Source organism: Prevotella sp. E13-17 (assembly GCF_022024035.1).
Classification (GTDB): domain Bacteria; phylum Bacteroidota; class Bacteroidia; order Bacteroidales; family Bacteroidaceae; genus Prevotella.
The window spans coordinates 1120251-1143771 of record NZ_CP091787.1; the positions used below are offsets into that span (position 1 = coordinate 1120251).

General features: G+C 51.8%; 19 protein-coding genes and 1 tRNA gene. 15 read left to right on the forward strand and 5 right to left on the reverse strand.

The genetic code is table 11. From position 1 onward, the window contains the following. Positions 1–7: 7 nt before the first annotated feature. Together alaS and L6472_RS04045 are read left to right on the forward strand one after the other, a co-directional pair. Entirely contained in the window at positions 8–2671 is a 2664-nt protein-coding gene (gene alaS, locus L6472_RS04040; protein ID WP_237807332.1) for an alanine--tRNA ligase, read from the forward strand. Between the two features lie 166 nt (positions 2672–2837). Further along, positions 2838–3320: a DKNYY domain-containing protein gene (locus L6472_RS04045; protein WP_052342060.1), complete on the forward strand. Its 483-nt coding sequence runs from the start codon at positions 2838–2840 to the stop codon at positions 3318–3320. 121 nt (positions 3321–3441) lie between these two features. Here L6472_RS04045 and nadB read toward each other — a convergent pair whose 3' ends face one another. Beyond that, complete coding sequence (gene nadB, locus L6472_RS04050) at positions 3442–5031, reverse strand: L-aspartate oxidase (protein WP_237807333.1); 1590 nt, start codon at positions 5029–5031, stop codon at positions 3442–3444. A 312-nt stretch (positions 5032–5343) separates the two neighbouring features. On the opposite strand from nadB, the gene L6472_RS04055 reads away from it, so the two are divergent. The 9 genes from L6472_RS04055 to L6472_RS04095 all read left to right on the forward strand — a co-directional run bounded on the left by L6472_RS04055 (position 5344) and on the right by L6472_RS04095 (position 15121). Then, positions 5344–6270, forward strand: coding sequence for a magnesium transporter CorA family protein (locus tag L6472_RS04055; RefSeq protein ID WP_237807335.1), 927 nt, complete (start codon positions 5344–5346; stop codon positions 6268–6270). 108 nt (positions 6271–6378) lie between these two features. Further along, on the forward strand, positions 6379–8166 hold the full coding sequence (locus tag L6472_RS04060) for a DUF349 domain-containing protein (RefSeq protein WP_237807336.1): 1788 nt from the start codon (positions 6379–6381) through the stop codon (positions 8164–8166). A 427-nt stretch (positions 8167–8593) separates the two neighbouring features. Beyond that, a complete protein-coding gene (locus L6472_RS04065; protein ID WP_237807337.1) occupies positions 8594–9835 on the forward strand; it encodes an OmpA family protein in 1242 nt (413 codons plus the stop codon). 257 nt (positions 9836–10092) lie between these two features. Continuing rightward, complete coding sequence (locus L6472_RS04070) at positions 10093–10815, forward strand: FimB/Mfa2 family fimbrial subunit (protein WP_237807338.1); 723 nt, start codon at positions 10093–10095, stop codon at positions 10813–10815. A 33-nt stretch (positions 10816–10848) separates the two neighbouring features. Then, positions 10849–11742 carry a fimbrillin family protein gene (locus L6472_RS04075; protein WP_237807339.1) on the forward strand — a complete coding sequence of 298 codons (894 nt, stop codon included), beginning with the start codon at positions 10849–10851 and terminating at the stop codon, positions 11740–11742. A 76-nt stretch (positions 11743–11818) separates the two neighbouring features. After that, positions 11819–12841 (forward strand): fimbrillin family protein, encoded by a 1023-nt coding sequence (locus L6472_RS04080; RefSeq protein WP_237807340.1) that lies wholly within the window; start codon positions 11819–11821, stop codon positions 12839–12841. A gap of 48 nt (positions 12842–12889) precedes the next feature. Continuing rightward, positions 12890–14347: a fimbrillin family protein gene (locus tag L6472_RS04085; protein WP_237807342.1), complete on the forward strand. Its 1458-nt coding sequence runs from the start codon at positions 12890–12892 to the stop codon at positions 14345–14347. A 223-nt stretch (positions 14348–14570) separates the two neighbouring features. Beyond that, positions 14571–14813: a hypothetical protein gene (locus L6472_RS04090; protein WP_237807343.1), complete on the forward strand. Its 243-nt coding sequence runs from the start codon at positions 14571–14573 to the stop codon at positions 14811–14813. Beyond that, entirely contained in the window at positions 14810–15121 is a 312-nt protein-coding gene (locus tag L6472_RS04095) for a type II toxin-antitoxin system RelE/ParE family toxin (RefSeq protein WP_237807344.1), read from the forward strand. The genes L6472_RS04090 and L6472_RS04095 overlap by 4 nt, the downstream gene beginning before the upstream one ends. A gap of 94 nt (positions 15122–15215) precedes the next feature. On the opposite strand, the gene L6472_RS04100 is transcribed toward L6472_RS04095, so the two are convergent. Together L6472_RS04100 and L6472_RS04105 are read right to left on the reverse strand one after the other, a co-directional pair. Then, positions 15216–16016, reverse strand: coding sequence for a transposase (locus tag L6472_RS04100; RefSeq protein WP_237807345.1), 801 nt, complete (start codon positions 16014–16016; stop codon positions 15216–15218). A 486-nt stretch (positions 16017–16502) separates the two neighbouring features. Next, a tRNA-Gln gene (locus tag L6472_RS04105) sits at positions 16503–16576 on the reverse strand. Between the two features lie 184 nt (positions 16577–16760). On the opposite strand from L6472_RS04105, the gene rsfS reads away from it, so the two are divergent. The 4 genes from rsfS (at position 16761) to L6472_RS04125 (ending at position 20712) form a co-directional block, all read left to right on the forward strand. After that, a complete protein-coding gene (rsfS, locus tag L6472_RS04110) occupies positions 16761–17120 on the forward strand; it encodes a ribosome silencing factor (RefSeq protein ID WP_237807346.1) in 360 nt (119 codons plus the stop codon). Positions 17121–17126: 6 nt separating this feature from the next. Then, positions 17127–19163 (forward strand): ATP-dependent zinc metalloprotease FtsH, encoded by a 2037-nt coding sequence (gene ftsH, locus L6472_RS04115; RefSeq protein ID WP_237807347.1) that lies wholly within the window; start codon positions 17127–17129, stop codon positions 19161–19163. Positions 19164–19175: 12 nt separating this feature from the next. Beyond that, complete coding sequence (locus tag L6472_RS04120; protein WP_237807348.1) at positions 19176–20021, forward strand: phosphatidate cytidylyltransferase; 846 nt, start codon at positions 19176–19178, stop codon at positions 20019–20021. A gap of 91 nt (positions 20022–20112) precedes the next feature. Further along, the gene (locus L6472_RS04125) at positions 20113–20712 is read left to right on the forward strand and encodes an outer membrane beta-barrel protein (RefSeq protein ID WP_237807350.1); all 600 of its coding nucleotides are present in this window, start codon (positions 20113–20115) and stop codon (positions 20710–20712) included. 85 nt (positions 20713–20797) lie between these two features. Here the strand turns inward: L6472_RS04125 and dacB are convergent, their stop codons facing one another. Together dacB and L6472_RS04135 are read right to left on the reverse strand one after the other, a co-directional pair. Then, entirely contained in the window at positions 20798–22024 is a 1227-nt protein-coding gene (dacB, locus tag L6472_RS04130) for a D-alanyl-D-alanine carboxypeptidase/D-alanyl-D-alanine-endopeptidase (RefSeq protein ID WP_237807352.1), read from the reverse strand. Positions 22025–22033: 9 nt separating this feature from the next. Next, positions 22034–23494: an aminoacyl-histidine dipeptidase gene (locus tag L6472_RS04135; RefSeq protein WP_237807353.1), complete on the reverse strand. Its 1461-nt coding sequence runs from the start codon at positions 23492–23494 to the stop codon at positions 22034–22036. Positions 23495–23521: the final 27 nt, after the last annotated feature.

A 23521-nucleotide genomic window follows, 5' to 3' on the forward strand; every position in this document is an offset into this window, starting at 1 on the left:
AGAAACAATGATGACCGCTAAAGAGATTCGCGACTCGTTTAAGAAATTTTTTGAGTCGAAACAGCATGCCATTGTGCCTTCTGCACCAATGGTGATTAAGGATGACCCAACATTGATGTTTACCAACGCTGGTATGAACCAGTGGAAAGATATTATTCTGGGTACACGCGACCCAGAGCCTCGCCGCCGAGCGGATACTCAGAAGTGCTTGCGTGTTTCTGGTAAGCACAACGACCTGGAAGAAGTTGGTCATGACACCTATCACCACACTATGTTCGAGATGCTGGGCAACTGGAGCTTTGGAGATTACTTCAAAGAGGGTGCCATCGATATGGCATGGGAATATCTTGTTGACGTTCTGAAGTTAAATCCCGAGGATCTTTATGTCACCGTATTCGAGGGCTCTCCCGAAGAAAACATACCTCGTGACGATGAGGCTGCTAAATATTGGGCTAAGCATGTGCCTGCTGATCACATCATCAATGGCAACAAGCATGACAACTTCTGGGAGATGGGCGATACCGGTCCCTGCGGTCCTTGCTCAGAGATTCATGTTGACTCTCGCACTCCCGAACAGCGTAAGGCAAGTGGGAAGAGCGGTCGTGAGCTTGTGAACCAAGACGACCCTCAGGTCATTGAAATCTGGAACATCGTATTTATGCAGTTCAACCGCAAGGCCGACGGCTCATTGGAGCCTCTGACAATGAACGTTATCGATACTGGTATGGGCTTCGAGCGCTTGGTTCGCATGATGCAGGGCAAGCACTCTAACTACGACACAGATGTGTTCCAGCCCATCATCAAGGCTGAGCAGCAGATTACAGGTTTGAAATATACCACTTTCGAGGAAGAGGTTGAGAGCCCTGTCAGCAAAGAGCAGGACGATATCAACGTAGCGATGCGTGTTTGTGCCGACCACCTGCGTGCAGTCGCTTTCTCTATCGCCGATGGTCAGTTGCCTTCAAATGCCAAGGCCGGCTATGTCATTCGTCGTATCTTGCGTCGTGCCGTACGTTATGCTTACACGTTCCTTGGTCAGAAAGAAGCCTTCCTCTATAAACTTCTGCCTACACTTGTCGAGGAGATGGGAGATGCTTTCCCCGAGCTGAAGGCACAGCAGACTTTGATTGCCAAGGTGATGAAGGAAGAAGAAGATTCTTTCCTGCGCACATTGGAGAAGGGTATTGGTATGCTGAACGATGCTATGGAGCAGTTGAAAGCAGAAGGCAAGAAAGAGCTGGACGGCGTTCAGGCTTTCCGTCTGTTTGACACCTACGGCTTCCCCCTCGACCTCACCGAACTGATCTGTCGCGAGAATGGTTTCTCCGTCAACGAGAAACAGTTCAATGCCGAGATGCAGAAGCAGAAAGATCGCGCTCGCAATGCCGCTGCTGTTGAGAACTCAGACTGGGTAGAGTTGGCTGCCGGCGAACAGCAGTTCGTGGGCTACGACTTTACAGAATATGAGTGTCGCATCCTGCGTTACCGCAAGGTGACACAGAAGAAGAATGAGTTCTATGAGTTGGTACTTGACCATACGCCATTCTATGGCGAGATGGGTGGACAGGTAGGCGACCAGGGTGTACTCGTTTCTGAGAATGAGACCATCGAGATTATCGACACCAAGCGCGAGAACGGTCAGAGTATTCACATTGTGAAGCAGTTGCCTAAGGACACCGCTGCACCGTTCATGGCTTGTGTAGATACCGACAAGCGTGATGCTTCTGCCGCCAATCATACTGCCACTCACTTGCTTGACTATGCGTTGAAGCAGGTCTTGGGTGACCATGTAGAACAGAAAGGCTCTTATGTAAGTCCAGATACCCTGCGTTTCGACTTCTCTCATTTCGAGAAGGTAACCGACGAGCAGATTCGTGAAGTAGAGCGTATGGTAAACGATATGATTCGTCAGGACATTCCTCTCGATGAGCATCGCGATATGCCTTTCGACGAGGCAAAGAAACTTGGTGCTATTGCTCTCTTTGGCGAGAAGTATGGCGACAAGGTGCGTGTGGTTCGTTTCGGACCTTCTTGCGAGTTCTGTGGCGGTGTTCATGCCAGCAGTACCGGTCGTATCGGTTTCTTTAAGATTATCTCCGAGAGTAGTGTTGCTGCCGGTATTCGTCGTATCGAGGCCAAGACGGGTAAGGAGTGCGAGGAACTGTTGTATCAGACAGAGGACATGCTCCGTGCAGTGAAGTCATTCTTCAACAATGCCAAGGACTTACAGGGTGTTATCCGCAAGTATATTGAGGAGCACGATTCTATGAAGAAAGAGATTGAGGCTTTCCAGTCACAGGCTGTAGAACGTACCGCTAAGCAGTTGGTCGAGAAAGCCCGCGAGGTCAATGGTGTGAAGGTTGTTTCTGCCGTGTTGCCCATGGCTCCTGCTGCAGCTAAGGACTTGGCCTTCAAGATTCGTGCCGCAGTCGATGGTTCAGTCCTTTGTGTACTTGGCACCCATGCCGACAATAAGCCTCAGCTTTCAATCATGATGAGCGACGACCTGGTGGCCGACCGCAAGTTGAATGCCGGTCAGATGGTTCGCGAAGCTGCTAAGCTCATCCAGGGTGGTGGCGGTGGTCAGCCTCACTTTGCACAGGCTGGCGGTAAGAGCGTTGACGGACTCAGTGCTGCTGTTGATAAGGTTGTTGAACTGGCAAACCTCTAAAACAGCCTGGTTAAATATTCTAAAGAATAGGGATTTCCTCCAAAGTTATGCGGAAATTCCTATTCTTTTTTTGTTGATATTCCTTATCTTTGCACCATCAACCATTTAAAACTATAAGATTATGACTCAAACATCTGTTTTTCGCAAATCGCTTTTGCTGTTAGTAATGACAGGCTTTTGCTTGTTTGCCAGTGCTCAGCGCTATGAGATAGACCGCGGACACGTCTATTTTGGTCATGCGTTGTTGAAGTATGCCGATGCTCGTACCTTCCGTGATTTGGGTTGTGGCTATGCCAAGGATAAGTACAATGTCTATATGGATGGCCGAGTGTTGGAGAATGTAGATCCTTCTTCGTTCCGATTGAAAGAGCCCAGCAGCTGGCGTAATCAAGGGCGTAACGAAGAACTTCCGCCATCGCATCGCGGCTACTATAAGACAAAGTTCAACGTCTATTATGGCAACAAGAAGTTGGATGCGCATGCACAATCATTTGAAGAGTTGGGTGGAGGCTATGCAAAGGACTCCTTTACAGTGTTCTACTATGGCCAAAAGGTCGATGGAGCCATGGCGTTAACCTTTAAATATACGGGTGATGGCTATGGTGAAGACTCCTATGATGTATTTTACAAGGGTAAAAAGATTGAATAAATAACGTGAAAGAGCGACACACCATGATGGTTGTCGCTCTTTCTTTTATGTTCTATTCCTGATTTCTCAGACTTGTTTTCCTTTTCTTTAGAACCATTTCTGATTCTGCTCGAAACTTTTCTTATTCCTTGTCGTAGGCATGAGCCGGATAGTCGATGGTGTAATGCAGTCCTCGACTCTCTTTGCGTTCCAGGGCAAAGCGGGTGATGAGATATCCTACGTTGATCATGTTTCGCAATTCGCAGATGTCTTTGGTGGCCTTCACACGCTTAAACAAATTCTCGGTCTCTTCATAGAGCGTATCCAGTCGTACCCACGCACGATGCAAACGCAAGTCAGAGCGCACGATACCTACATAGTTCGACATGATTTCTCCGACCTCTTTCACCGATTGTGTGATAAGCACTTTCTCCTCGTTCGTCATTGTGCCCTCGTCGTTCCATTCAGGCACCTTCTCGTTGAAGTCATAGAGATCCACATGCTCCAAAGAGTGTTTGGCAGCAGCATCGGCATAGACCACAGCCTCGATGAGCGAGTTAGATGCCAGACGGTTGCCACCGTGCAGACCTGTGCATGAGCATTCGCCGATGGCATAGAGGCGCTCTATGCTTGAACAACCATTCAAATCCACCTTGATACCGCCGCACATATAGTGGGCTGCGGGCCGCACGGGGATGTAGTCGGTCGTAATGTCAATGCCCATTGACAGACACTTCTGGTAGATGTTGGGGAAGTGTCGGCGGGTTTCGGCTGGGTTCTTGTGTGTGACGTCCAGGCAGACGTGGTCCAGTCCGTGAATCTTCATCTCCTTATCAATGGCGCGAGCCACAATGTCGCGTGGAGCCAGCGACAGACGCTCGTCGTATTTCTCCATGAAGCTCTCGCCATTGGGCAAGCGCAGTATGCCACCATAGCCGCGCATGGCTTCGGTGATGAGGAAAGCAGGGTGGGTCTCTCCTGGTGAATAGAGGGCGGTGGGGTGGAACTGTACGAATTCCATGTCGGCCACCGTACCTTTGGCGCGATAGACCATGGCTTCGCCGTCGCCGGTGGCAATCACCGGGTTGGTGGTCGTTTGATAGACGGCACCACATCCGCCCGTACACATCACCGTGACCTTTGCCAGATAGGTGTCCACTTTCTCTGTCTCAGGATTCAGCACATAAGCGCCATAACAATTAATATAAGGTGTGCGTCGTGTCACCTTGGCACCCAAGTGATGCTGTGTGATAATCTCTACAGCGAAGTGGTTCTCCTTGATCTCAATATTGGGATTGTTGCGCACGGCCTCCATCAGCCCACGCTGAATCTCGGCTCCTGTGTCGTCGGCATGGTGCAGAATACGGAATTCCGAGTGCCCGCCTTCACGGTGCAGGTCGAAGTTTCCGTCTTCCTTTTTGTCAAAGTTCACACCCCAGTTCACTAACTCCTTAATCTGCTCGGGTGCGTTTCTTACCACCTGTTCAACGGCAGTGCGGTCTGAGATGAAGTCGCCAGCTATCATGGTGTCCTCAATGTGCTTGTCAAAGTTGTCCACCAATAGGTTCGTAACCGATGCCACGCCGCCTTGGGCAAACGATGTGTTGGCTTCGTCAAGTGTCGTTTTGCAAATCATGCACACTTTGCCTTTGTTGGCACGTGCCACTTTGAGGGCATAACTCATGCCCGCTACTCCTGAACCAATTATAAGAAAGTCGTATTTATAGACCATGCTCTTCTTTGTTTTTAAAACACTGCAAAGGTACGCATAATAATTGAGAAACAGCTGATTAATAAAAAAAAAGGTAAATAAATTCCGCAAATTGCATGTTTTTTACTTTTTTTCTCGTACCTTTGCAGTCGTTAAACCAATTATCAACAAAATTATGGACGATTACCCGGCGGACAATTACAATTCGTAATGGCGGGGGATGGCGACAAGGCTGCTAATCCCTTTGCCGCTAAATTATTTTCGTAAAACTATCCATGTACATGAGTGCTTGCGTACTTTCGTACTTGTGGTATTATCAAATGGATTAGCAACATGAAGACCTATTGGAACACAACAGAGGGGCTGAGCCAACTGCAGGAGTGGCAGCCTAATTGCTGGATACAGGTGACGTGTCCAACAGATGAAGACCAGCGCGAGTTGGAAGAGCGCTTTGGCATACCCGATTATTTTATTTCAGACATCAGCGATACCGATGAGCGTGCTCGTTATGAGTACGATGACGGATGGATGCTTATTATCTTGCGTATCCCCTATGTAAAAGAGGTGCGTTCGCGCACACCCTATACCACGGTGCCTCTTGGCATTATTCACAAGCGCGACGTCACCATTACGGTGTGCTACTATGAGACCAACATGATGATTGATTTTCTTTCATATCAGCAGAAACGCAATGAAGGCTTCACCGATCATGTGGATATGATCTTCCGTCTGTTCCTTTCCAGTGCTGTGTGGTATCTGAAGCGCCTGAAGCAAATCAATCTGTTGATAGATAAAGCCAAGCGAAACCTCGACAAGGAGGTGAACAACGAAAGCCTGATAGGCCTGAGTCGTCTGCAGGATTCGCTCACTTACTTCCAGACGTCTATCCGTGGCAACGAGACCTTGTTGTCGAAGCTGAAGTTTAAACTGCAGATCGACGAACTTGATGCCGATCTGATCGAGGACGTCAACATTGAGATGACACAGGCCCGCGAAACCACCAACATCTATTCGAACATCCTCGAGTCAACGATGGATACCTATCAGTCGATTATTAATAACAACATGAACACCGTGATGCGTACGCTGACTTCAGTGACCATTATCATGATGTTCCCCACGCTCATAGCCTCTCTTTTCGGCATGAACCTCATCAATGGCATGGAGTCAAGCCATTTCGGTTTCCTTTTTGCATTGGCTATTTCAGTGGGCGTTTCGGCTCTTGCATGGTGGTTTTTTAGATATAAAAGACTTATTTAACCCCCAAAACGAAAAAAAATCACAGAAAATTAGGCTGTTAAAATTATTTTCCGTAATTTTGAGGCCTAATTTTGTGTGTACTAATCGAATCAGTAACTAAAAAGTTAAATGATGGACTCTCAAGAAAACATCCTCGAACAGGGGACACAGGAAGAAGTAATGGCTCACGAAGCCGCAGTCGAAGAGCGCAAGGTCTATACCTCTAAGAAGGAAGTACTCGACAGGGTGAGGGAAATTGCCCATGGCGAAGAGACTCCCCAAAAAGAAGAGGTGGAATATTTAAAGACCGTGTTCTACAAACTTCACATTGCCGAGCGTGATGCTCAGCAGAAAGCATATATTGATGCTGGAGGCGATCCTGCAACCTATCAGGTAACCCCCGATGAAGTCGAAGAGGAGTTCAAGGCTGAGATGGGCGTCATCAAAGAGCGCCGTGCCGAACTGTTCCGTCAGCAGGAAGCTGAGAAAGAGGAGAACCTGAAGAAGAAACTCGAGATTATTGAGAAGATCAAGAACATGGTGACCTCGCCCGAGGAAGCCAACAAATCATACCAAGACTTCAAGGCTCTTCAGGCAGAGTGGAAGGAAATCAAGAGCGTGCCAGCCGATAAGGCCAACGAGTTGTGGCGCAGCTATCAGCTGTATGTCGAACAGTTCTACGACCTGCTGAAGCTGAACAGCGAAGCCCGCGAATACGACTTCAAGAAGAATCTGGAACTGAAGACACACCTCTGCGAGGCTGCCGAGAAACTGGCTGACGAGGAAGACGTGATCAGTGCTTTCCATCAGCTGCAGAAGCTCCATCAGGAATACCGCGAGACGGGTCCCGTAGCCAAAGAGTTGCGCGAGGACATCTGGCAGCGCTTCAAGGCCGCATCTACCGTTATCAACAAGCGCCATCAGCAGCACTTCGAGGACATTCGTGCCCGCGAGGAAGAGAATCTGCAGAAGAAGACCGTACTCTGCGAGAAAGTAGAGGCCATAGCAGCCGAAGAGAAGAAGGGTAGTGCAGATTGGGAACGACTGACACAGGAGATTATTGCCATTCAGCAGGAATGGAAGACCATAGGCTTTGCCCCGCAAAAGATGAACGTGAAAATCTTCGAGCGCTTCCGAGCCGCTTGCGATACCTTCTTTGCAGCAAAGGCCGAACACTTCAAAGCCCTCAAGGACACGTTCAAAGAGAATGCCGATAAGAAGCGTGCACTCATCGAAAAGGCAAAGGCACTGCAGGACAGCACCGAATGGCGCTCTACCAGCGACAAGCTCATTGCCTTGCAGAAAGAGTGGAAGACCATCGGTATGGTGCCTAAGAAGTTGGGCGATCAGCTGTGGGAGGAGTTCCTTGCAGCCTGCAATAAGTTCTTCGAGGCTCGCAATGCCGCTGGTGCCGGTCAGCGCAATGAGGAACATCAAAACCTGGAGAAGAAGCAGGACATCATTGCTCGCCTAAAGGCAGCAGCCGAAGAGGCTGGCGATGATCTGCAGACAAAGGTGCAGAAACTCGTTGAAGAATACAATGCCATCGGCCATGTTCCCTACAAGGAGAAAGACAAACTGTACGAGGAATACCATGCTGTATTGGACAAGTTGTATAAGGACCTCAACGTGTCTGTAGCCAAGAAGCGTCTCAATAAGTTCAAGGACAACCTCAAGCAGGTGGCTGAGCGTGGTGAGGCTGCACTCGACAACGAGCGTGCTCGCTTGATGCGTCAGTACGAAAACCTGAAGCAGGACATTGCAACCTATGAGAACAACCTGGGCTTCCTCAGTGTCAGCTCAAAGAAGGGCAATTCGCTCATCGACGAGATGAACCGTAAGGTGCGGAAACTCAAGGACGATATGCAGCTCGTAAAGGATAAGATCAAGGCTATCGATGCCGAAAACAAGGAATAGGATCGAATCATTGTTCGATGTATTCAAGAATGCCGCTATTCGAACTGGAATAGTGGCATTTTTTGTGTCTTTCCTCCTGAATAGTTTTGTAATCAGGTTAAAAATAGTTAGGTAAATATTTTGCTATGTCTAAAAAAATATATATCTTTGCAGTAAGATAATCTTGACCTAAGTATTTTTATCCGCCTAATGAAGAAATTTCGCAAAGAGTTAAAAACAGTGAAGAGGATAATAATTAACGACCAATTCCTTGGTTGTTTCAATTTTTTTGTTACTCTCTCTCTCTCTCTCTCTCTCTCAGGTACTTAACCGCTGTCTCACCTTTATTAATTTGCGCGCCTGCGTGCGTGAATATATGGCTTTCCCTGTAATCATGCAAGGAAGGCCTTTCTGTTTTTTTGTTTCAACAATTAACCCAATTTATATTATGATGAAAAAACGATCATTTATTATTCTGCTGCTCATGGCATTCATGACCACAGGAATGCAGCCAGCCTCAGCCCAAAGTGTGCCCGACGATTCTGCCGTCGGACATTGGTATGCCGGGCTCAACGGCGGTGCCTCCTTCGGTCAGGCCACCTTCCGCAGCATCACCGAGAGCACGACCAACGTCGGTGTTCAGGCCGGTGTCTTTGGCGGCTATCAGTTCAGCCGCCTGTTTTCCTTGGAAGCCCTCGCCACGATGGGCGGTCAGAAGCAGACGTCGCTCGACTGCGATCCGTTCTGGCTCGCTACCGACGGCGAGTTCACCTTCGCCCCCGTCCTGGGCAAGCAGGGCAACTACTACCGTGACCTCGAAGCCAAGACCCAGTGGATGCGCTTCGGCCTGCAGGCCAACTTCGACGTGCTGTCGCTGCTGACGCAGCCCACCAGCAAGTGGTCCGTCACCCTTTCCCCGCAAGTGTCGGCCGTGACGACACGCACCAAGCATCTCGCTACGGCCTATGAGCATGAGTTCGACCGCCAGTGGCACCTCGGCTTGGGCGGTCAGGCCGCCTTGGGCTACCGTGTGAGCAAGTGCTTAGGCCTGCAGCTCTACGGCGGCATCACCTGCCTGACGGGCGACCGCTTCGACAACATCCCCAAGTACTGCCATAAGAGCAACCTCATCTACGAGGGCGGCCTGAAGGTGGCATTCCACTTCGGGACCCCCCATACTGCCCCCGAGGGGGCTTTTATAGTGGAGCCGCAGCCGGTGGTTGAGGAGAAACCAGTGGTTGAGGAGAAGCCAGTAGCGGAAGAGGCCCCCACTGCCGTGGCAGAGAAGCCGCAGCCCGTGGCAGAACCCGCTCCCGCAACCGAAGAGGTTGCAGAGAATGAGAAAACTGACGTAGCCCCCTCGGGGGCTGAATGGGGGGTCGTGTACTTCGCCCACAACAGCAGCTGCCTCTCTAAAGCCGAGACGGCCAAGCTCGATGCCGTCGCAGAGCTGATGAAGTCCCACCCCGACATGACCCTGTCCATCATTGGCTATGCTTCCAACATGGGCAACAGTCAGTACAACCGCAAGCTCTCGCAGCGCCGCGCCAACAGTGTGAAGCGTCAGCTCGTTGCAAGGGGTATCGACGGCGCTCGCCTGCAGCCGGTCAAGGGCATGGGCATCGACCGCAAGACTTCCAAGTCCTCCAAGGCCCGCCGTGTAGAACTGATTATCAACGATAAAAAATAAGTGAGCGTATGAAAACATCTTTTTTGAATAAGATCATCAGTGCTATTAGAACTCCCCTCCTCGGAGGGGTCGGGGGAGGGTTATTGATCTTCCTCCTCACCGCCTGCTATCACGACCCGCATGAGTTCCAGCCCAACGAGTACGAAGACCAGCCCGTGGGCTATGTCACCCCGCAGCTCTTGTGGGAAGACGATGCCGATGCCGCCGCCATTGGCTCCGTCGATGCCATCTCTTTCCAGGTGCAGGGCAATGGCGGCGTGAGCCGTTCCCGCTCGTTCACTTCGATTGAAGAGAGTGCCGACTGGCTGCAGCAGTTGCCCGCCGGCGAATACGACATCCTCGTCACCGCCGACATGGACGAGCCCTCGGGCTATGTCCTCACGTCCAGCGGTTCTGCCGCAGAGAATCTTCTCACGCCCACCAGCGTCTCGCTGAAGGATGCTGCCTTGTCGCCCCGACAGTCATGGTATGCCGTGACCCACGTCACCGTGCGCGAGGATGAGATCACCGTGGCCGACTTCGAACTTCAGCGCCTTCTGCCCACGCTCACCGTCAACGTGACGGGCGTGCCTGCCGGTACGAAGGTTGCCGTGGCCGTAGAGCGCGTGGCCGAGCGCGTCATGCTCACCGATAAGGATGCCGCCGGTCGCTATGGCATGCCCATGGCCAACCAGACAGCGGCAGACTTCGGCACCCTCGCCACCGTGGCAGATGGTTCCGCCGTCGGGATGGAGGTGCGCCTGATGCCTACCGCCGCCGGCGAGTCGCGCTCCCTGCTGCGCATCACCACCACTGGGGCCGATGGCAACGTGCTCGTATCTACAGCCGACTGTCCCCGCATGGAGTGCGGCAAGGCATACGTCGTGGAGCTCGACTACACGAAGCTGCGCCCCTACATGCGCTTCGAGGCCATGACCATCAACGACTGGACAGAGGGCTGGACCATCAGCGGTGAAATTCTGAACCCCACCAATAAATAATAAACAATGTATCACAATAAAAACAACAACAAGATGAAAAAACTCAGATTCATCCCCCTGGCTGCCCTCGGCCTATTGACCGCAGCGTGCAGCAGCGATGATGCGACTTCTGCCGAGCAGCAAGCCGCCAAGAACATCACCATCGAGGCGAGCATCGGCGACATGACCCGCGCCACCACGACGGGCAACACCACGGTGTTCGACGCCGGCGATGGTGTCAGCATCTACGCTTGGACGGGCTCGGCCACGGCTGTTGCTGCCGACAAGGTGGTAGATGGCATAGTAAATACCCTTGGGGCCGACGGCAAGTGGACACCTGCCACGCCTATGCTCTGGGTCGACATGGTGACACCCCACTATTTCCTCGGTATCTATCCGGCACGTACGGTCACTGACTTCACTGCCGACCCCTACACGGTGGATAACACCGACTATGAGAAGAGCGACCTGCTCGTGGCACGCCAGACAAGCGGACTCACTGCCACGCAGAACCCCGTCTCGCTGACCTTCGACCACGCCATGGCGAAGCTCTACGTCAACATGAACTTCCGCAACCAGTGGGACGCTGCCCCCGAGGTGACTTCCTGCGAGGCCACGGCTGCCAAGAGCTGCACCATCGACTATCTGGCCAAGACCGTCACTGCCGGCACTCAGGCTGCCGTAGCCCTTGTCGCCAAGGATGCTGCCGAGGGCTATGCCCGCAGTTTCAGCGGCCTGATGATTCCGCAGACGGGCTTCCGCACCATCACGCTTACCATCGGTGACCAGGCCTACACCTATACCCACACAGAGGACATCCCTCTGGAGGCAGGCAAATATACCATCGTCAACCTCATCGTGGGCCGCAACAAGATTGAGATGGGCGAGGTGAGCATCAACGACTGGACCGAAGGCACCACCCTCAGCGGCGGACAGGCCCTGCAGTAAGCCCCCGTGCCCGACGGTTTAGCCGTCTGGAAACCAAGAATAAAATCATATAAATAAACATTAAACTTAAAGATTTATGAACTTCAAAAACATTTTCTTCGCAGCCGCAGCAGCCATGGCGCTGACGGCATGCTCCAGCGACGACGCTATCGAGACCGTACAGCAGAAGTCGCAGTTCCCCGAGGACGGCGTGATGCGTTTCACCACCAACCTCGTTGACCCCACTATCGCCACCACCCGCGCCAGCATCACCGGCAGCGACGTGAACCAGAACGGTCAGCAGTTCCAGGTGAAGATTGTCAACCCCACATCAGCCACCTACAGCTACTTCAATACCGTACAGTTTGACGGCACTGAGTGGACACCCATAAACCGTATGCTCTGGCAGAACGACCAGCAGAGCATCACCGTGACTGCCGCCTACAAGCAGGGCAAGACATTCAGCGACTATGACTTCATCGTCGGTGCCAACCTCACCGTGGCTGCCGACCAGAGCACCGAGGCCAAGCTGAAGCAGCAGGACCTGCTGACCATGCCGACTAAGACCATCGCCAACCCCTCTATCGAGGAGACGCTGATGCAGAACGGCAAGCTGGTCATCAACTTCTACCACGCCCTGACCAAGCTCGACGTGACGCTCGACCTGGCCAACGAGTTCTACAAGGTTGACCCGAAGCTGAACAGCGCCTCGGACATCACCGAGTTCACCATCAAGGGCACCAATGCCGGCTACCAGTTCAATGCTATGCAGACTGCCAACGAGAACTACGGCACTGTGACCGTCACCAACGCTACAGCTGCCGACATCCTCGCTTCGCAGTGCGCCTTTACCGCTGCCACCGATGCCGACATGCACAGCCACGCTACCTACGAGGCCATCGTAGTACCGCAGCAGATTGCCGCCGGTGCCCTGACCGTCTCGTTCAAGATTGGCACGCGCTCGTTCTCATGGACCAACACCGAGGCCATCACCCTGGAGCAGGGCAAGCACTACACGCTGCCCCTCACCGTAGGCCATGACACCGTGACCCTCAATGCCCGCGCCTTCAGCGTCCGCTCATGGGAAGACCAACCCGGCGACAACCTCGGAACGGAATGAAGAATGAAGAATGAAGAATGAAGAATTGTCAAATTGAAAATTAACAATATGAAAACAACAAAATATCTTTCCTTGGCAGCCCTCGCCCTCATGGGCGCCTTTGCCAGCTGCCAGAGCGACGACGACTTCACCGTCGCCCGTCCCGACAATGCCGTGAGCGTCAACTTCTCCGTAGGCTCGCTCCAGGGCACCACCCGCAGCAACGCCGTTGCCACCGACGACACGCAGCGCCAGTTCAACCAAGGCGACCAAATCAGCGTCAGCACCAACGACCAGGAGGCCGTCCTCTTCCAGTGCACGTCAACTGAGAACCAGACTTGGACAGAGACCGTGCCCAACAAGTTCCTCCTTTGGACACAGCCCATGCTCACCTTCTCGGCCTACTATCCCGTGACCACCGGCACGTCGATGACCACCTTCACCGTGCCCACTGACCAGAGCAGCGTGGAGAAAATCGCCCTTGCCGACTACATGACGCGCCAGCAGGTGATCTCCCGTCCCGAGGGCGGCAGCGACATCCAGATGCAGTTGGAGCGCAAGATGGCCCGCGTCATCGTACGCATCAGCGACTTCGGCAGCCAGTACCGTGACGACCAGAAGACCGTCGACAACGTCCGCATCTACAGCGAAGCCAGCGGCATTGCCGGCGGCAATCCCACGGGCAGCAGCACCGAAATCCAGCCATACGCACAGGGCAGCAACGATGGGTGGGGCTGGAGTCAGAACTCCACCTTCACCGCCCTCGTAGTGCCTGGCTATGGTGACAGCAGCGCCCGCTTCATCCAGCTGAGCGACGGCGAAGGCAGCACCCTCCTCGTGAAGGGCATCCCCGAACTGGAGGCAGGCAACAGCTACACCTTCAACCTCGTAGTGGGTAAGAACAGAATTGAAGTGGCAAGCGTCACCGTACAGGACTGGACCACCGGCGAGACACTCGCAGGAGGACAGGCTACGGAAAGCAGCGCCCGTACGCTTGCTGAGGCCACTGCCGAGGACTTAGGCAAGATAGTCGGTGCCGACGGCAAAATCTACGACACGAAGGATGCTGCCGAGGCTGTGGCTATAGGAAATGCCGTGGCCATGATTGCCTACGTTGGCACAGCAAGCGACTGCGCCCACGGTCTGGCTATCGCACTGGCCGACGAGAGTGGCTTGAAAAATTATGGGACGGCAGGTACAGTTTGCAGCGGCAAGGCAGCCGTTACAGGTAGCACATGGCGCTTGCCGTCCGAGAAAGATTGGCAGTATATATTCATCGGCTGTGGATCAAGCGAATCATACAGTGCTCCGACAGAAGGTATGAAGAAGAGCTACAGTGGGTTGGCATCTAAGCTCACTACGGCTCAGGGTGATGCCTTGCAGGCTGAATGCTACTACTGGTCGTCTACGGAGAGCAATCCCGGCTCCCACGCCTGGGGCGTGTACATTTATGGCGGCGGCAATGCTGAATTCAACGCCCCCAACGAGAGCAACGCATTCCGAGTTCGTGCCTGCCTCGCTTTTTAACCTATTTGTCGATTTACCAATTTATCTGTTTTAGCCGCGACAGCGGCAGTAGAAATCACAGAGGAGGGCGGCCCCGAAAGCTACGGCGAGCGGGCGACTGCCCTCCTTTTCTTTTTCATCCTCTCACGCTCCGCCGCATTAAAAAATCCACAGAAAACGTAAGAATGTCGGGAAAAAAGTATATCTTTGCACCATCGAAACCAATTAACATAAAGGAAATGTTATGAGTACAGCGGCACTAACAAGTCTTCTTGACTATCTCTATGGCACACTCTCGCCGAAAAATATGCGCTGGGTGGGGGAACATCTCATAGAGTATGCAAAGAAAGAAGAAAACGAGCAGTTGCGCCCCTACACGATGCAGGAGATTGACGAAATGCTTGACGAGGCAGAAGCCGCCTTTGAGGCCGGTGAATACCTGACTAACGACGAAGTGTTCCACCACAAGGAAAAAGTAACCGTATGAAGATTCACTGGCACAAGCGAGCCGCCGCCCAGTTGCATCAAGTAGAGGAATACGTCCTGCGGGATTTTGGCGAGCGCATCCGTCAAGAATTCATGGACGAGGTTGAACAGGCTACGCATGCCTTGGCCGATATGCCCACGATGGGCAAGATAGACCCTCTTTTCGCCCATCGTAAACAAACCTACCGCAGCATCATAGTACGTCGGCTCAACAAAATTGTCTATTATGTCAAAGGCGATGCCCTCTACATTGCCGCTTTCTGGGACACCAGACGTGAGCCAAAGGCACAAGCCAGACAGACAAAGTGAACCACGTGATCATGGGGACATCGTGATCATGGGGACAGGTTTTTGAATGAATTCGTTGAATTCACTTCAAACAACCTGTCCCCATGATCCCTGATCACCTGATTCCTGATTTGATATGCTGAATAATTCCGTAGGATAATCCGGAGACGCGTGACATCTGTCTGGGCCCGGCCTCGAGTTCAAGCATGACTTCGCGTACATATTCTTTTTGCCGTTCTTTGTCGAGTAATCTGAACTCTGCGATGTTCCTCGTACCACTTTTCTGAAGGAGTAAATCGCGTACAAGTTCATCTGCCACCACCTTCCTTTCATCCATATCGATACATCCTACATTCTCTGGCAGCGGATCATCTACCCATGCGGCAAGTTCATCTAGCCCGAAGCGTTTCACTGCCGCCCGGGTGAAACACACCCTCTCTTGTCCCAAACTGAGGTAATCGTTCGGCCAACTACTATATGGATAGTCCTGGGCCAATTTGACCAGTCCTGCCTTGACGGGATTCTGATGGATGTATTGGAAAAGCGTAAAGAAATACTCGGGTGTATTACACGGCTCGCTTCTGAAGCGATCTTGAAACAGATGGCCTATCCGACCGTATTTCTTGTTGTAGTAAAACACGTAGCTTGAAGCTATTGACTTCATGACATCACCCACTTGCCAGTTCTTCTCACAAAGCAGAAGATGTACATGGTTGGGCATTAAGCAGTAGGCATAGATATGGCAAGTCGTAGTCTTCGTTATAAGGTCGTCTTCCAGCCTGTCTTGGACAGCAGCCAGAATCTTAGTGAATGACATGTAATCCTCGGCATCTTCAAAGATATCTTGACGATTGATGCCCCTTAGCATTACATGGTATATTCCAGTTCCGCTCTTTTCTCTACCTTTCCGTGACATAGTCTTTTCTTTAATAACGATAAATAGTTATATTTATTGCCTATAGCACGTCACCTCCTTTGATCATGGGGACAGGTTTTTGAATGAATTCGTTGAATTCACTTCAAACAACCTGTCCCCATGATCACCGAAGAGGGCCGTTTTTTAAGTCTAAAAGCACGTATTCTAAAGTCTAAAAGAGGCGTTTCTAAAGTCTAAGACCGCAGCTATCATTTCTGCTCTAGCCCCTGGATGCTCTACATCCAGCCCTTAGAACGACCGCATCCAGGGGCTAAAACGACGCGTTCCAAGGGCTGGATGCGCCACATCTAGGGGCTGGACGGACATCAAAAGTAAAGCTATTACAATGCAAAATCGAAACTATAACAAGACGAAAGTAGAACTATGACAGTGCGAAACCGTTCCTATCCCGATCAAGAATACACCAATTTTGAGAAAAAAAGAAATCCGCTAAGCCTTAAATGTTATTGACTTAGCGGATTTTTATGGTTGGGGTACCCGGACTCGAACCAGGAAAGGCAGGACCAGAATCTGCAGTGTTACCATTACACCATACCCCAAAATGTTGTTTTCTGTAGAACTCTCTTGTTCTGTTTTGCGGGTGCAAAGGTACTACTTTTTTGTGAACCACCAAAACTTTTCGTCACTTTTTTATAAAAAACATCAAAAATAATGTTTTTATATGCGTTTTACGGATAAAAGCACTACCTTTGCATGGTAATTATACATTATTATAAATTATAAATGGAACAAACATCAAAACTGGTACAGACTATTGTTGAAGGAATACAAGAAAAAAAAGGTAGTGGAATCGTAATTGCCGACTTGAGCGGCATTGACGGCACAATTTGCAAGAACTTTATTATTTGTCAGGGTAACTCGCCTGCGCAGGTAGAGGCGATAGCCGAGTCGGTAGGCGACATGGCGCGCAAGCAACTGGGCGAGAAACCTGCTCATGTGGTGGGCCTTGAGAATGCTCAGTGGGTGGCCATGGACTATACAGACGTGTTGGTGCATGTGTTCTTGCCCGATGTGCGTGCCTACTATGATTTGGAGCATCTGTGGGCAGACGCCCCTCTGACAGCAATACCTGATTTGGATTAATATTATATGGAACAGAATAACAATAATCAGCCGAGAATGCCCAAGTTCAACATGAACTGGATTTACCTGTTGGCAATAGCGGCATTGCTCTTCTTTTATTTCTCTGGCGAGCAGGGCTTGGCTCAACGACAGAGCGGAATTAGCGAAGTATCATACTCTGAGTTCAAGACATTGGTAAACAAGGGCAATGCCTCGCGTATTGTAGTGAACAAGAGCCACAACACACTGAGGATGTATGTGAAGCCCGACAGTATTCGTTCCGTCCTGAACAAGACGGCCGATCAGGTGGGCACAGACCCATACCTGTCTGTTGAGTTTGGAAGCATAGACCGATTGGAGCAGTTTGTGGACAGCGCCCGTGCTCATCAGTCGTTTACTGGTCGCTTGAGCTATGAGCGCGACAGCGATGGCGGCATCCTTGGCAGTCTCATCAGCATGTTGCTTCCCATCATGTTGTTTATCGGTGTCTGGTTGCTCTTCATCCGTTTCATGAACCGCGGTGGCGGTGGCGCTATGGGTGGCGGCATCTTCTCGGTCGGCAAGTCGAAAGCCAAGATGTATGAGAAGGGCGGCGAGCTGGGCATCACGTTTAAGGACGTGGCCGGTCAGGCTGGTGCCAAACAAGAGATACAGGAAATCGTGGAATTCCTGAAGAATCCTCAGAAATATACCGACCTTGGAGGTAAGATTCCTAAGGGCGCACTCCTTGTGGGACCTCCAGGAACAGGTAAGACCTTGCTGGCAAAAGCCGTTGCCGGCGAAGCTGGCGTGCCATTCTTCTCAATGTCGGGTAGCGACTTCGTGGAGATGTTCGTAGGCGTAGGTGCCAGTCGTGTGCGCGACCTGTTCCAGCAGGCAAAGGCAAAGTCGCCTTGCATCATCTTCATCGACGAGATTGACGCCGTGGGACGTGCCCGCAGCAAGAACCCTGCGATGGGTGGTAACGATGAACGTGAGAACACGTTGAACGCCCTGCTCACCGAGATGGACGGCTTTGGCACCAACAGTGGTGTGATCATCTTGGCAGCCACCAACCGTGTGGATATGCTCGACTCGGCCTTGTTGCGTGCCGGTCGCTTTGACCGTCAGATACATGTAGATCTGCCCGACCTCAGCGAACGAAAGGAAATCTTCATGGTTCACCTGAGACCACTGAAGCTCGACAAGACGGTTGACGTTGATTTCCTGGCCCGTCAGACACCGGGATTCTCTGGTGCTGATATTGCCAACGTATGTAATGAGGCAGCCCTGATAGCCGCTCGCCATAATAGTCCAAGCGTAGGAAAGCAGGACTTCTTGGATGCTGTGGATCGCATCATTGGCGGACTGGAGAAGAAGACCAAGGTGATGACGGAAGCAGAGAAACGCTCTATTGCTATCCATGAGGCTGGTCATGCTACGATTTCCTGGTTTACCGAATTTGCAAACCCACTTGTAAAGGTGAGCATCGTACCCCGTGGACAAGCGCTGGGCGCTGCATGGTATCTGCCCGAGGAGCGCGTGCTGCAGACCAAAGAGGCCATGCTCGACGAAATGTGCTCGCTGTTGGGCGGGCGTGCTGCCGAAGAACTCTTCGTGGGACATATCTCTACGGGCGCCATGAACGACCTGGAGCGCACCACCAAACAGGCCTATGGCATGGTGGCCTATGCCGGAATGAGCGAAAAGTTGCCCAATCTCTGTTACTATAATAACGCAGAATACCAGTTCCAGCGCCCCTACAGCGAGACAACCGCTAAGATTATGGACGACGAGGTGCTGAAGATGGTCAACGAACAGTATGAGCGCGCCAAGCAGATTCTGACGGAACATGCCGAAGGACATGCCCGACTGGCACAACTCCTGGTAGAGCGCGAAGTTATCTTTGCCGAGGATGTGGAGAAGATCTTTGGCAAACGCCCCTGGACTTCGCGTGCTGACGAACTTCTGGAGGCACAGATGCGCGAGGAAGCCGAGAAGATGGCTGCCGAGCGTACCAAGCAGCTTGAAGCAAAGCAGAACGCAGAGGACTCAGAGACCTCGGAGGATTCTGAGAACTCTTAAACATAAAAGACTATGAAGAACTTTATTGTTAGAACAATCACAGGCGTCATCTTTGTTGCCGCCATCGTGATTAGCTTTTCGAACCCGCTGGCCATGGTGTTCCTGTTTGCACTGGTAACAGGCATGACCATCTGGGAGTTCTGTGGATTGGTGAACGAGCGCGAGGGTGTGCAGGTGAATCGTTTCATCTCTACGGTGGCTGGCGTCTATCTGTTCTTGGCCATGGCAGGCCATTGCAGTGGCAGGGTAGATAGCGACACGGTCTTCATCCCTTATCTCATCACCATCATCTATCTGATGGTGGCAGAGCTCTATCTGAAGGCCAAAGACCCCATCAACAACTGGGCTTACACCATGTTGCCACAGATGTATATTGCGTTGCCTTTCTCGATGATCAACGTGCTGGCATTCCCGCAGGCCGGGGCCTATTCGTTTGTCTTGCCACTCAGCGTGTTCGTATTCCTGTGGATGAACGACACGGGGGCTTATCTCTGCGGTTCGCTGCTGGGGCGCCACAAACTGTTCCCACGTGTCTCTCCGGGCAAAAGCTGGGAGGGAAGTATTGGCGGTGGCATCCTGGTGGTAGGCATTGCGGTGCTGATATGGTATCTGCTGGAACTCTACTTCCCGGGTGAGTCCAAGATGAGTGCGCTGCACTGGACTGGGCTGGGTGTCACGGTGGCAGTCTTCGGCACATGGGGCGACTTGGTAGAGAGCCTTCTCAAGCGTACACTTGGCATCAAGGATAGCGGCAATGTGCTGCCAGGTCATGGCGGAATGTTGGATCGTTTTGACTCTTCGCTTCTTGCCATTCCTGCAGCTGTGGTCTATCTTTTCACTCTTACGTTGTTGAAATAAAGACACTTTTTGCAAGAAACGCTTGCGTATGATAAAAAAAATGTGTTACTTTGCAGCTAATAACATTAAATATTAACTAATAAAACATAGTATGAAAAAGATTTTTGCAGCTATTGTAGCAGTACTCTTTGCAGCGCCTTCGTTCGCTCAGATGGGTAGTGGTGGTTTCTCTTTGAACGAGAGCACAGTCTATTATGGCATCCGCATGGGTGTGAACTTTTCTACCATTACTGGTGACCTCGTAGATGTGGATTCGAAGGCAGGCATGACCCTGGGTGGAGTTATTGGTCTTCGTGTCAGCGACACTACACCAATCTTTGTTGAGAGTGGTCTGTACTACTCTGCACGTGGTGCCAAGGACTTCAACTTGAACTACCTCGAGATTCCCGTACTGATTAAGTATGGCATTCAGGCTACCGACGATATCGCTATCCTGCCTTATATCGGTCCTTACTTCTCTTATGGTATTGGTGGTAAGTATAAGTTTGCGGGTATTGATGGTAAACACAGCTCATACAACATAGTGAAGCATCCTGATATGGGCTTCAAGCTGGGTTGCGGTGCTGAGTACAACAAGCTCTATGCTGAGCTCGGTTATCAGTTTGGCGTGATGGATATTGCCAAGGATAATGATTTAGATGCCGGTGCTCACACAGGTAACTTCTTTATCAATGTCGGTGTGAACTTCTAAGAAAGTTGATACTTTAGATATTTCAAAAGAGGGGCATTCACTTCCTAAAGCGAATGCCCCTCTTTCGTATTTTGAAAGCAGTCATCTACCTTTTGCGTTTGGTCTTTTTCTTGGCTGCAGGCTTGGGCTGAACCTTCGCTTGGGGCAACTCACCGCTGGTTAGCAGTATGCACACACGGTCTTGGAAGTTGCGGCCAGTGACAGCGCGCATGATGCCCTGATTGATGATGGCGAAACAAAGGCGGTTGCCATTGGGGGCCGTGCAGTAGCCCGCAAGTGACGAGACCCCCGTGACAGTGCCCGTCTTTGCCATCACATTGCCCTCTGCAGGCGTCTCTTTCATGCGGCTCTTCAGTGTGCCGTCTATGCCGGCGATGGGCAGCGAGGGCAGCAGCTGGTCATACAGCGGCTTGTTGTTCCACACGTAGCGCAGCAACTTCACTTCAGCTTCAGCCGACAGATAGTTGTAGAGTGACAGGCCGCTGCCGTCTGCCAAACGGTAGTTGTCGGGGTTCAGCCCCGCTTTCTTCATCACCCTGCGCTGGCAGTCCTTGGCTTCATCGGCATTGGCAGGACGATTGCCGTCGGCCATTGCCAACTGGTAGAACATCGATTCTGCGTAGAGGTTGTCGCTGTCTTTCATCATTTTCTTCATCACGGCATTGATGGAATGTGTGCGTGTGCAGAAAGGAATGGCATCTTCGGGGCACGACCAGTGGCCCACACCCACGTTGACAAACGCAACACCATCGTCGAGCAACGCCTCGACAAGGTGATCGGTGAATGCCTCGTAGCGTTCCACCAATAGTGGTGAGAGCGATGGGTTGTCGTCGTCCCAGCACCAGCCTTCGCCCCATTTTAGGTCGTCTTTGGCCGAGAGGTCGGCAAAGATGTTACCTTCGAAGGTGTCAACCCCCAGCTCTCTTAGGGCTTTGACGACAGCCTCAATGTCTTCATCGCTGAACAGGGGGTCCATGCCTCCCACGCAGTAGATGTCACCTTTCAGTCTGTGGTCCTCAATCTTGCCTGTGTATAGAAAGCGCGTGGTGAACTGATAGTTGGTGCCCAACTGGTCGCAGGCCGCAATGGCCGTCAGCAGTTTCATGGTCGAGGCGGGGCGCATCAGCTGTCGTTCGTTGAAGTGGTAAAGCAAGGAGTCGGCCGTCAAGTCCCAAACCATCAGTCCCACCATCGATGTGTCAAACATCTTGTCCATGAGGAGCGTGTCCATCCGCTCCTTTGATAAAGAGACTGTCTGTGCCGACAGTAGTGCAGGCACAGACAGTAGGAGTGAAAATAGCAGCTTCTTCATTGGTGCAATTTATTTCTCGGGTACGTCCTCAAGGGTTTTCTTCAGGAGTTTCCAGAATGGTTCAACGGTCTCAATCAGCGCACGCTCGGTTGTGGTGTGAGGCGACTTCATCGTGGGGCCAAGGCTGACAACATCCAGCCAGGGGTACTTGCCCAGGATGACAGAGCACTCAAGGCCGGCGTGGTCAACCTGAATGATGCCGTCGGCACCAAACAATTCCTTGTATTCCTTCAGCAACAGGTGCAGAATCTCTGAATCGGGGTTGGGGTCCCAGCCTCCGTAAGAGCCGGCAGTCTCGACCTTCATGCCTGCCATCGAGAAACAGCTCTCCAGTGTCTTCACCACATAGTCTTTCATATCCTCTCGACTGCTGCGTGCCAGAATCTTGATGTCGGCATGCCCGCCACCGATGTTGATGATAGCCAGGTTGCTCGATGTCTCCACCACGTTGGGGTAGGCGGGGATAAAACGAATCACACCGTCATGACAAGCATAGATGGCATCGATGAGATTGTCTTGTATTTCAACGGGAATCTCGGTCTTTGGTGTCTCAACCTCTTCTACCAGCACCTCGATACCCTGTGGTTCGATGAGCTTAAACTCGTCATTGAAGGTCTCTTTCCAGTCGTTAGCCAGGTCTTTAATGGCTTCAAGGTTCTCTTTTGGCAGTGTGAGGATGGTCTCAGCCTTGAATGGAATGGCATTGCGCATGTTGCCACCCTGCCAGCAAGCCAGACGTGCATCCAACGCTTCGACAGCCTCGCGCACCATCTGCACCATCAGTTTGTTGGCATTGCCCCTGCCTTCGTGAATCTCCAGGCCAGAGTGTCCGCCGCGCAGGTTCTTCACCGTCAGGCGTACGGCGGCATCCTCAGGGTCGGTCTCCACCTCTTTATAGTCGAGGGTGGCAGTAATGTCAATACCGCCAGCCGATCCAATCACGAACTTACCCCAGTGCTCAGAGTCGAGGTTCAGCAGGATGTCGCCCTGTAATTCGCCCTCGGGCAGGTCGTTAGCGCCATACATGCCCGTCTCTTCGTCGGCAGTCACCAGGGCGTCGATAGGACCATGTTTCAGGGTCTTGTCTTCCATAATGGCCATGATGGCAGCCACGCCAAGACCATTGTCGGCACCCAGTGTGGTGCCTTTTGCCTTCACCCATTCACCGTCAATCCAGGGCTGGATGGGGTCGGTCTCGAAGTTGTGGGTAGATTCGGGCGTCTTCTGTGGCACCATGTCCATGTGGGCCTGCAGGATGATGCCTTTCTTCTTCTCGTAACCAGCTGTGGCAGGCTTGCGGAAAACAATGTTTCCGGCGGGATCCTTGAAGGTTTCCACACCGGCCTGTTTTCCGAAGTCAAGCAAGAACTGCTGGATTTTTTCCAGGTGTCCGCTTGGACGTGGTACTTGTGTGAGTGCATAGAAGTTCTTCCAGATGCACGTGGGATTCAGGTTCTGAATTTCATTCATAGTGTTTTGATTTTTTATTCGAGGTGC

What these genes read in the sequence shown, in the direction of transcription:
- alaS (WP_237807332.1), top strand. Translation starts at nt 8, where the DNA reads ATGATGACCGCTAAAGAGATTCGCGACTCGTTTAAGAAATTTTTTGAG.
- L6472_RS04045 (WP_052342060.1), top strand. Translation starts at nt 2,838, where the DNA reads ATGACAGGCTTTTGCTTGTTTGCCAGTGCTCAGCGCTATGAGATAGAC.
- nadB (WP_237807333.1), bottom strand. Translation starts at nt 5,031, where the DNA reads ATGGTCTATAAATACGACTTTCTTATAATTGGTTCAGGAGTAGCGGGC.
- L6472_RS04055 (WP_237807335.1), top strand. Translation starts at nt 5,344, where the DNA reads ATGAAGACCTATTGGAACACAACAGAGGGGCTGAGCCAACTGCAGGAG.
- L6472_RS04060 (WP_237807336.1), top strand. Translation starts at nt 6,379, where the DNA reads ATGATGGACTCTCAAGAAAACATCCTCGAACAGGGGACACAGGAAGAA.
- L6472_RS04065 (WP_237807337.1), top strand. Translation starts at nt 8,594, where the DNA reads ATGATGAAAAAACGATCATTTATTATTCTGCTGCTCATGGCATTCATG.
- L6472_RS04075 (WP_237807339.1), top strand. Translation starts at nt 10,849, where the DNA reads ATGAAAAAACTCAGATTCATCCCCCTGGCTGCCCTCGGCCTATTGACC.
- L6472_RS04080 (WP_237807340.1), top strand. Translation starts at nt 11,819, where the DNA reads ATGAACTTCAAAAACATTTTCTTCGCAGCCGCAGCAGCCATGGCGCTG.
- L6472_RS04085 (WP_237807342.1), top strand. Translation starts at nt 12,890, where the DNA reads ATGAAAACAACAAAATATCTTTCCTTGGCAGCCCTCGCCCTCATGGGC.
- L6472_RS04090 (WP_237807343.1), top strand. Translation starts at nt 14,571, where the DNA reads ATGAGTACAGCGGCACTAACAAGTCTTCTTGACTATCTCTATGGCACA.
- L6472_RS04095 (WP_237807344.1), top strand. Translation starts at nt 14,810, where the DNA reads ATGAAGATTCACTGGCACAAGCGAGCCGCCGCCCAGTTGCATCAAGTA.
- L6472_RS04100 (WP_237807345.1), bottom strand. Translation starts at nt 16,016, where the DNA reads ATGTCACGGAAAGGTAGAGAAAAGAGCGGAACTGGAATATACCATGTA.
- rsfS (WP_237807346.1), top strand. Translation starts at nt 16,761, where the DNA reads ATGGAACAAACATCAAAACTGGTACAGACTATTGTTGAAGGAATACAA.
- ftsH (WP_237807347.1), top strand. Translation starts at nt 17,127, where the DNA reads ATGGAACAGAATAACAATAATCAGCCGAGAATGCCCAAGTTCAACATG.
- L6472_RS04120 (WP_237807348.1), top strand. Translation starts at nt 19,176, where the DNA reads ATGAAGAACTTTATTGTTAGAACAATCACAGGCGTCATCTTTGTTGCC.
- L6472_RS04125 (WP_237807350.1), top strand. Translation starts at nt 20,113, where the DNA reads ATGAAAAAGATTTTTGCAGCTATTGTAGCAGTACTCTTTGCAGCGCCT.
- dacB (WP_237807352.1), bottom strand. Translation starts at nt 22,024, where the DNA reads ATGAAGAAGCTGCTATTTTCACTCCTACTGTCTGTGCCTGCACTACTG.
- L6472_RS04135 (WP_237807353.1), bottom strand. Translation starts at nt 23,494, where the DNA reads ATGAATGAAATTCAGAACCTGAATCCCACGTGCATCTGGAAGAACTTC.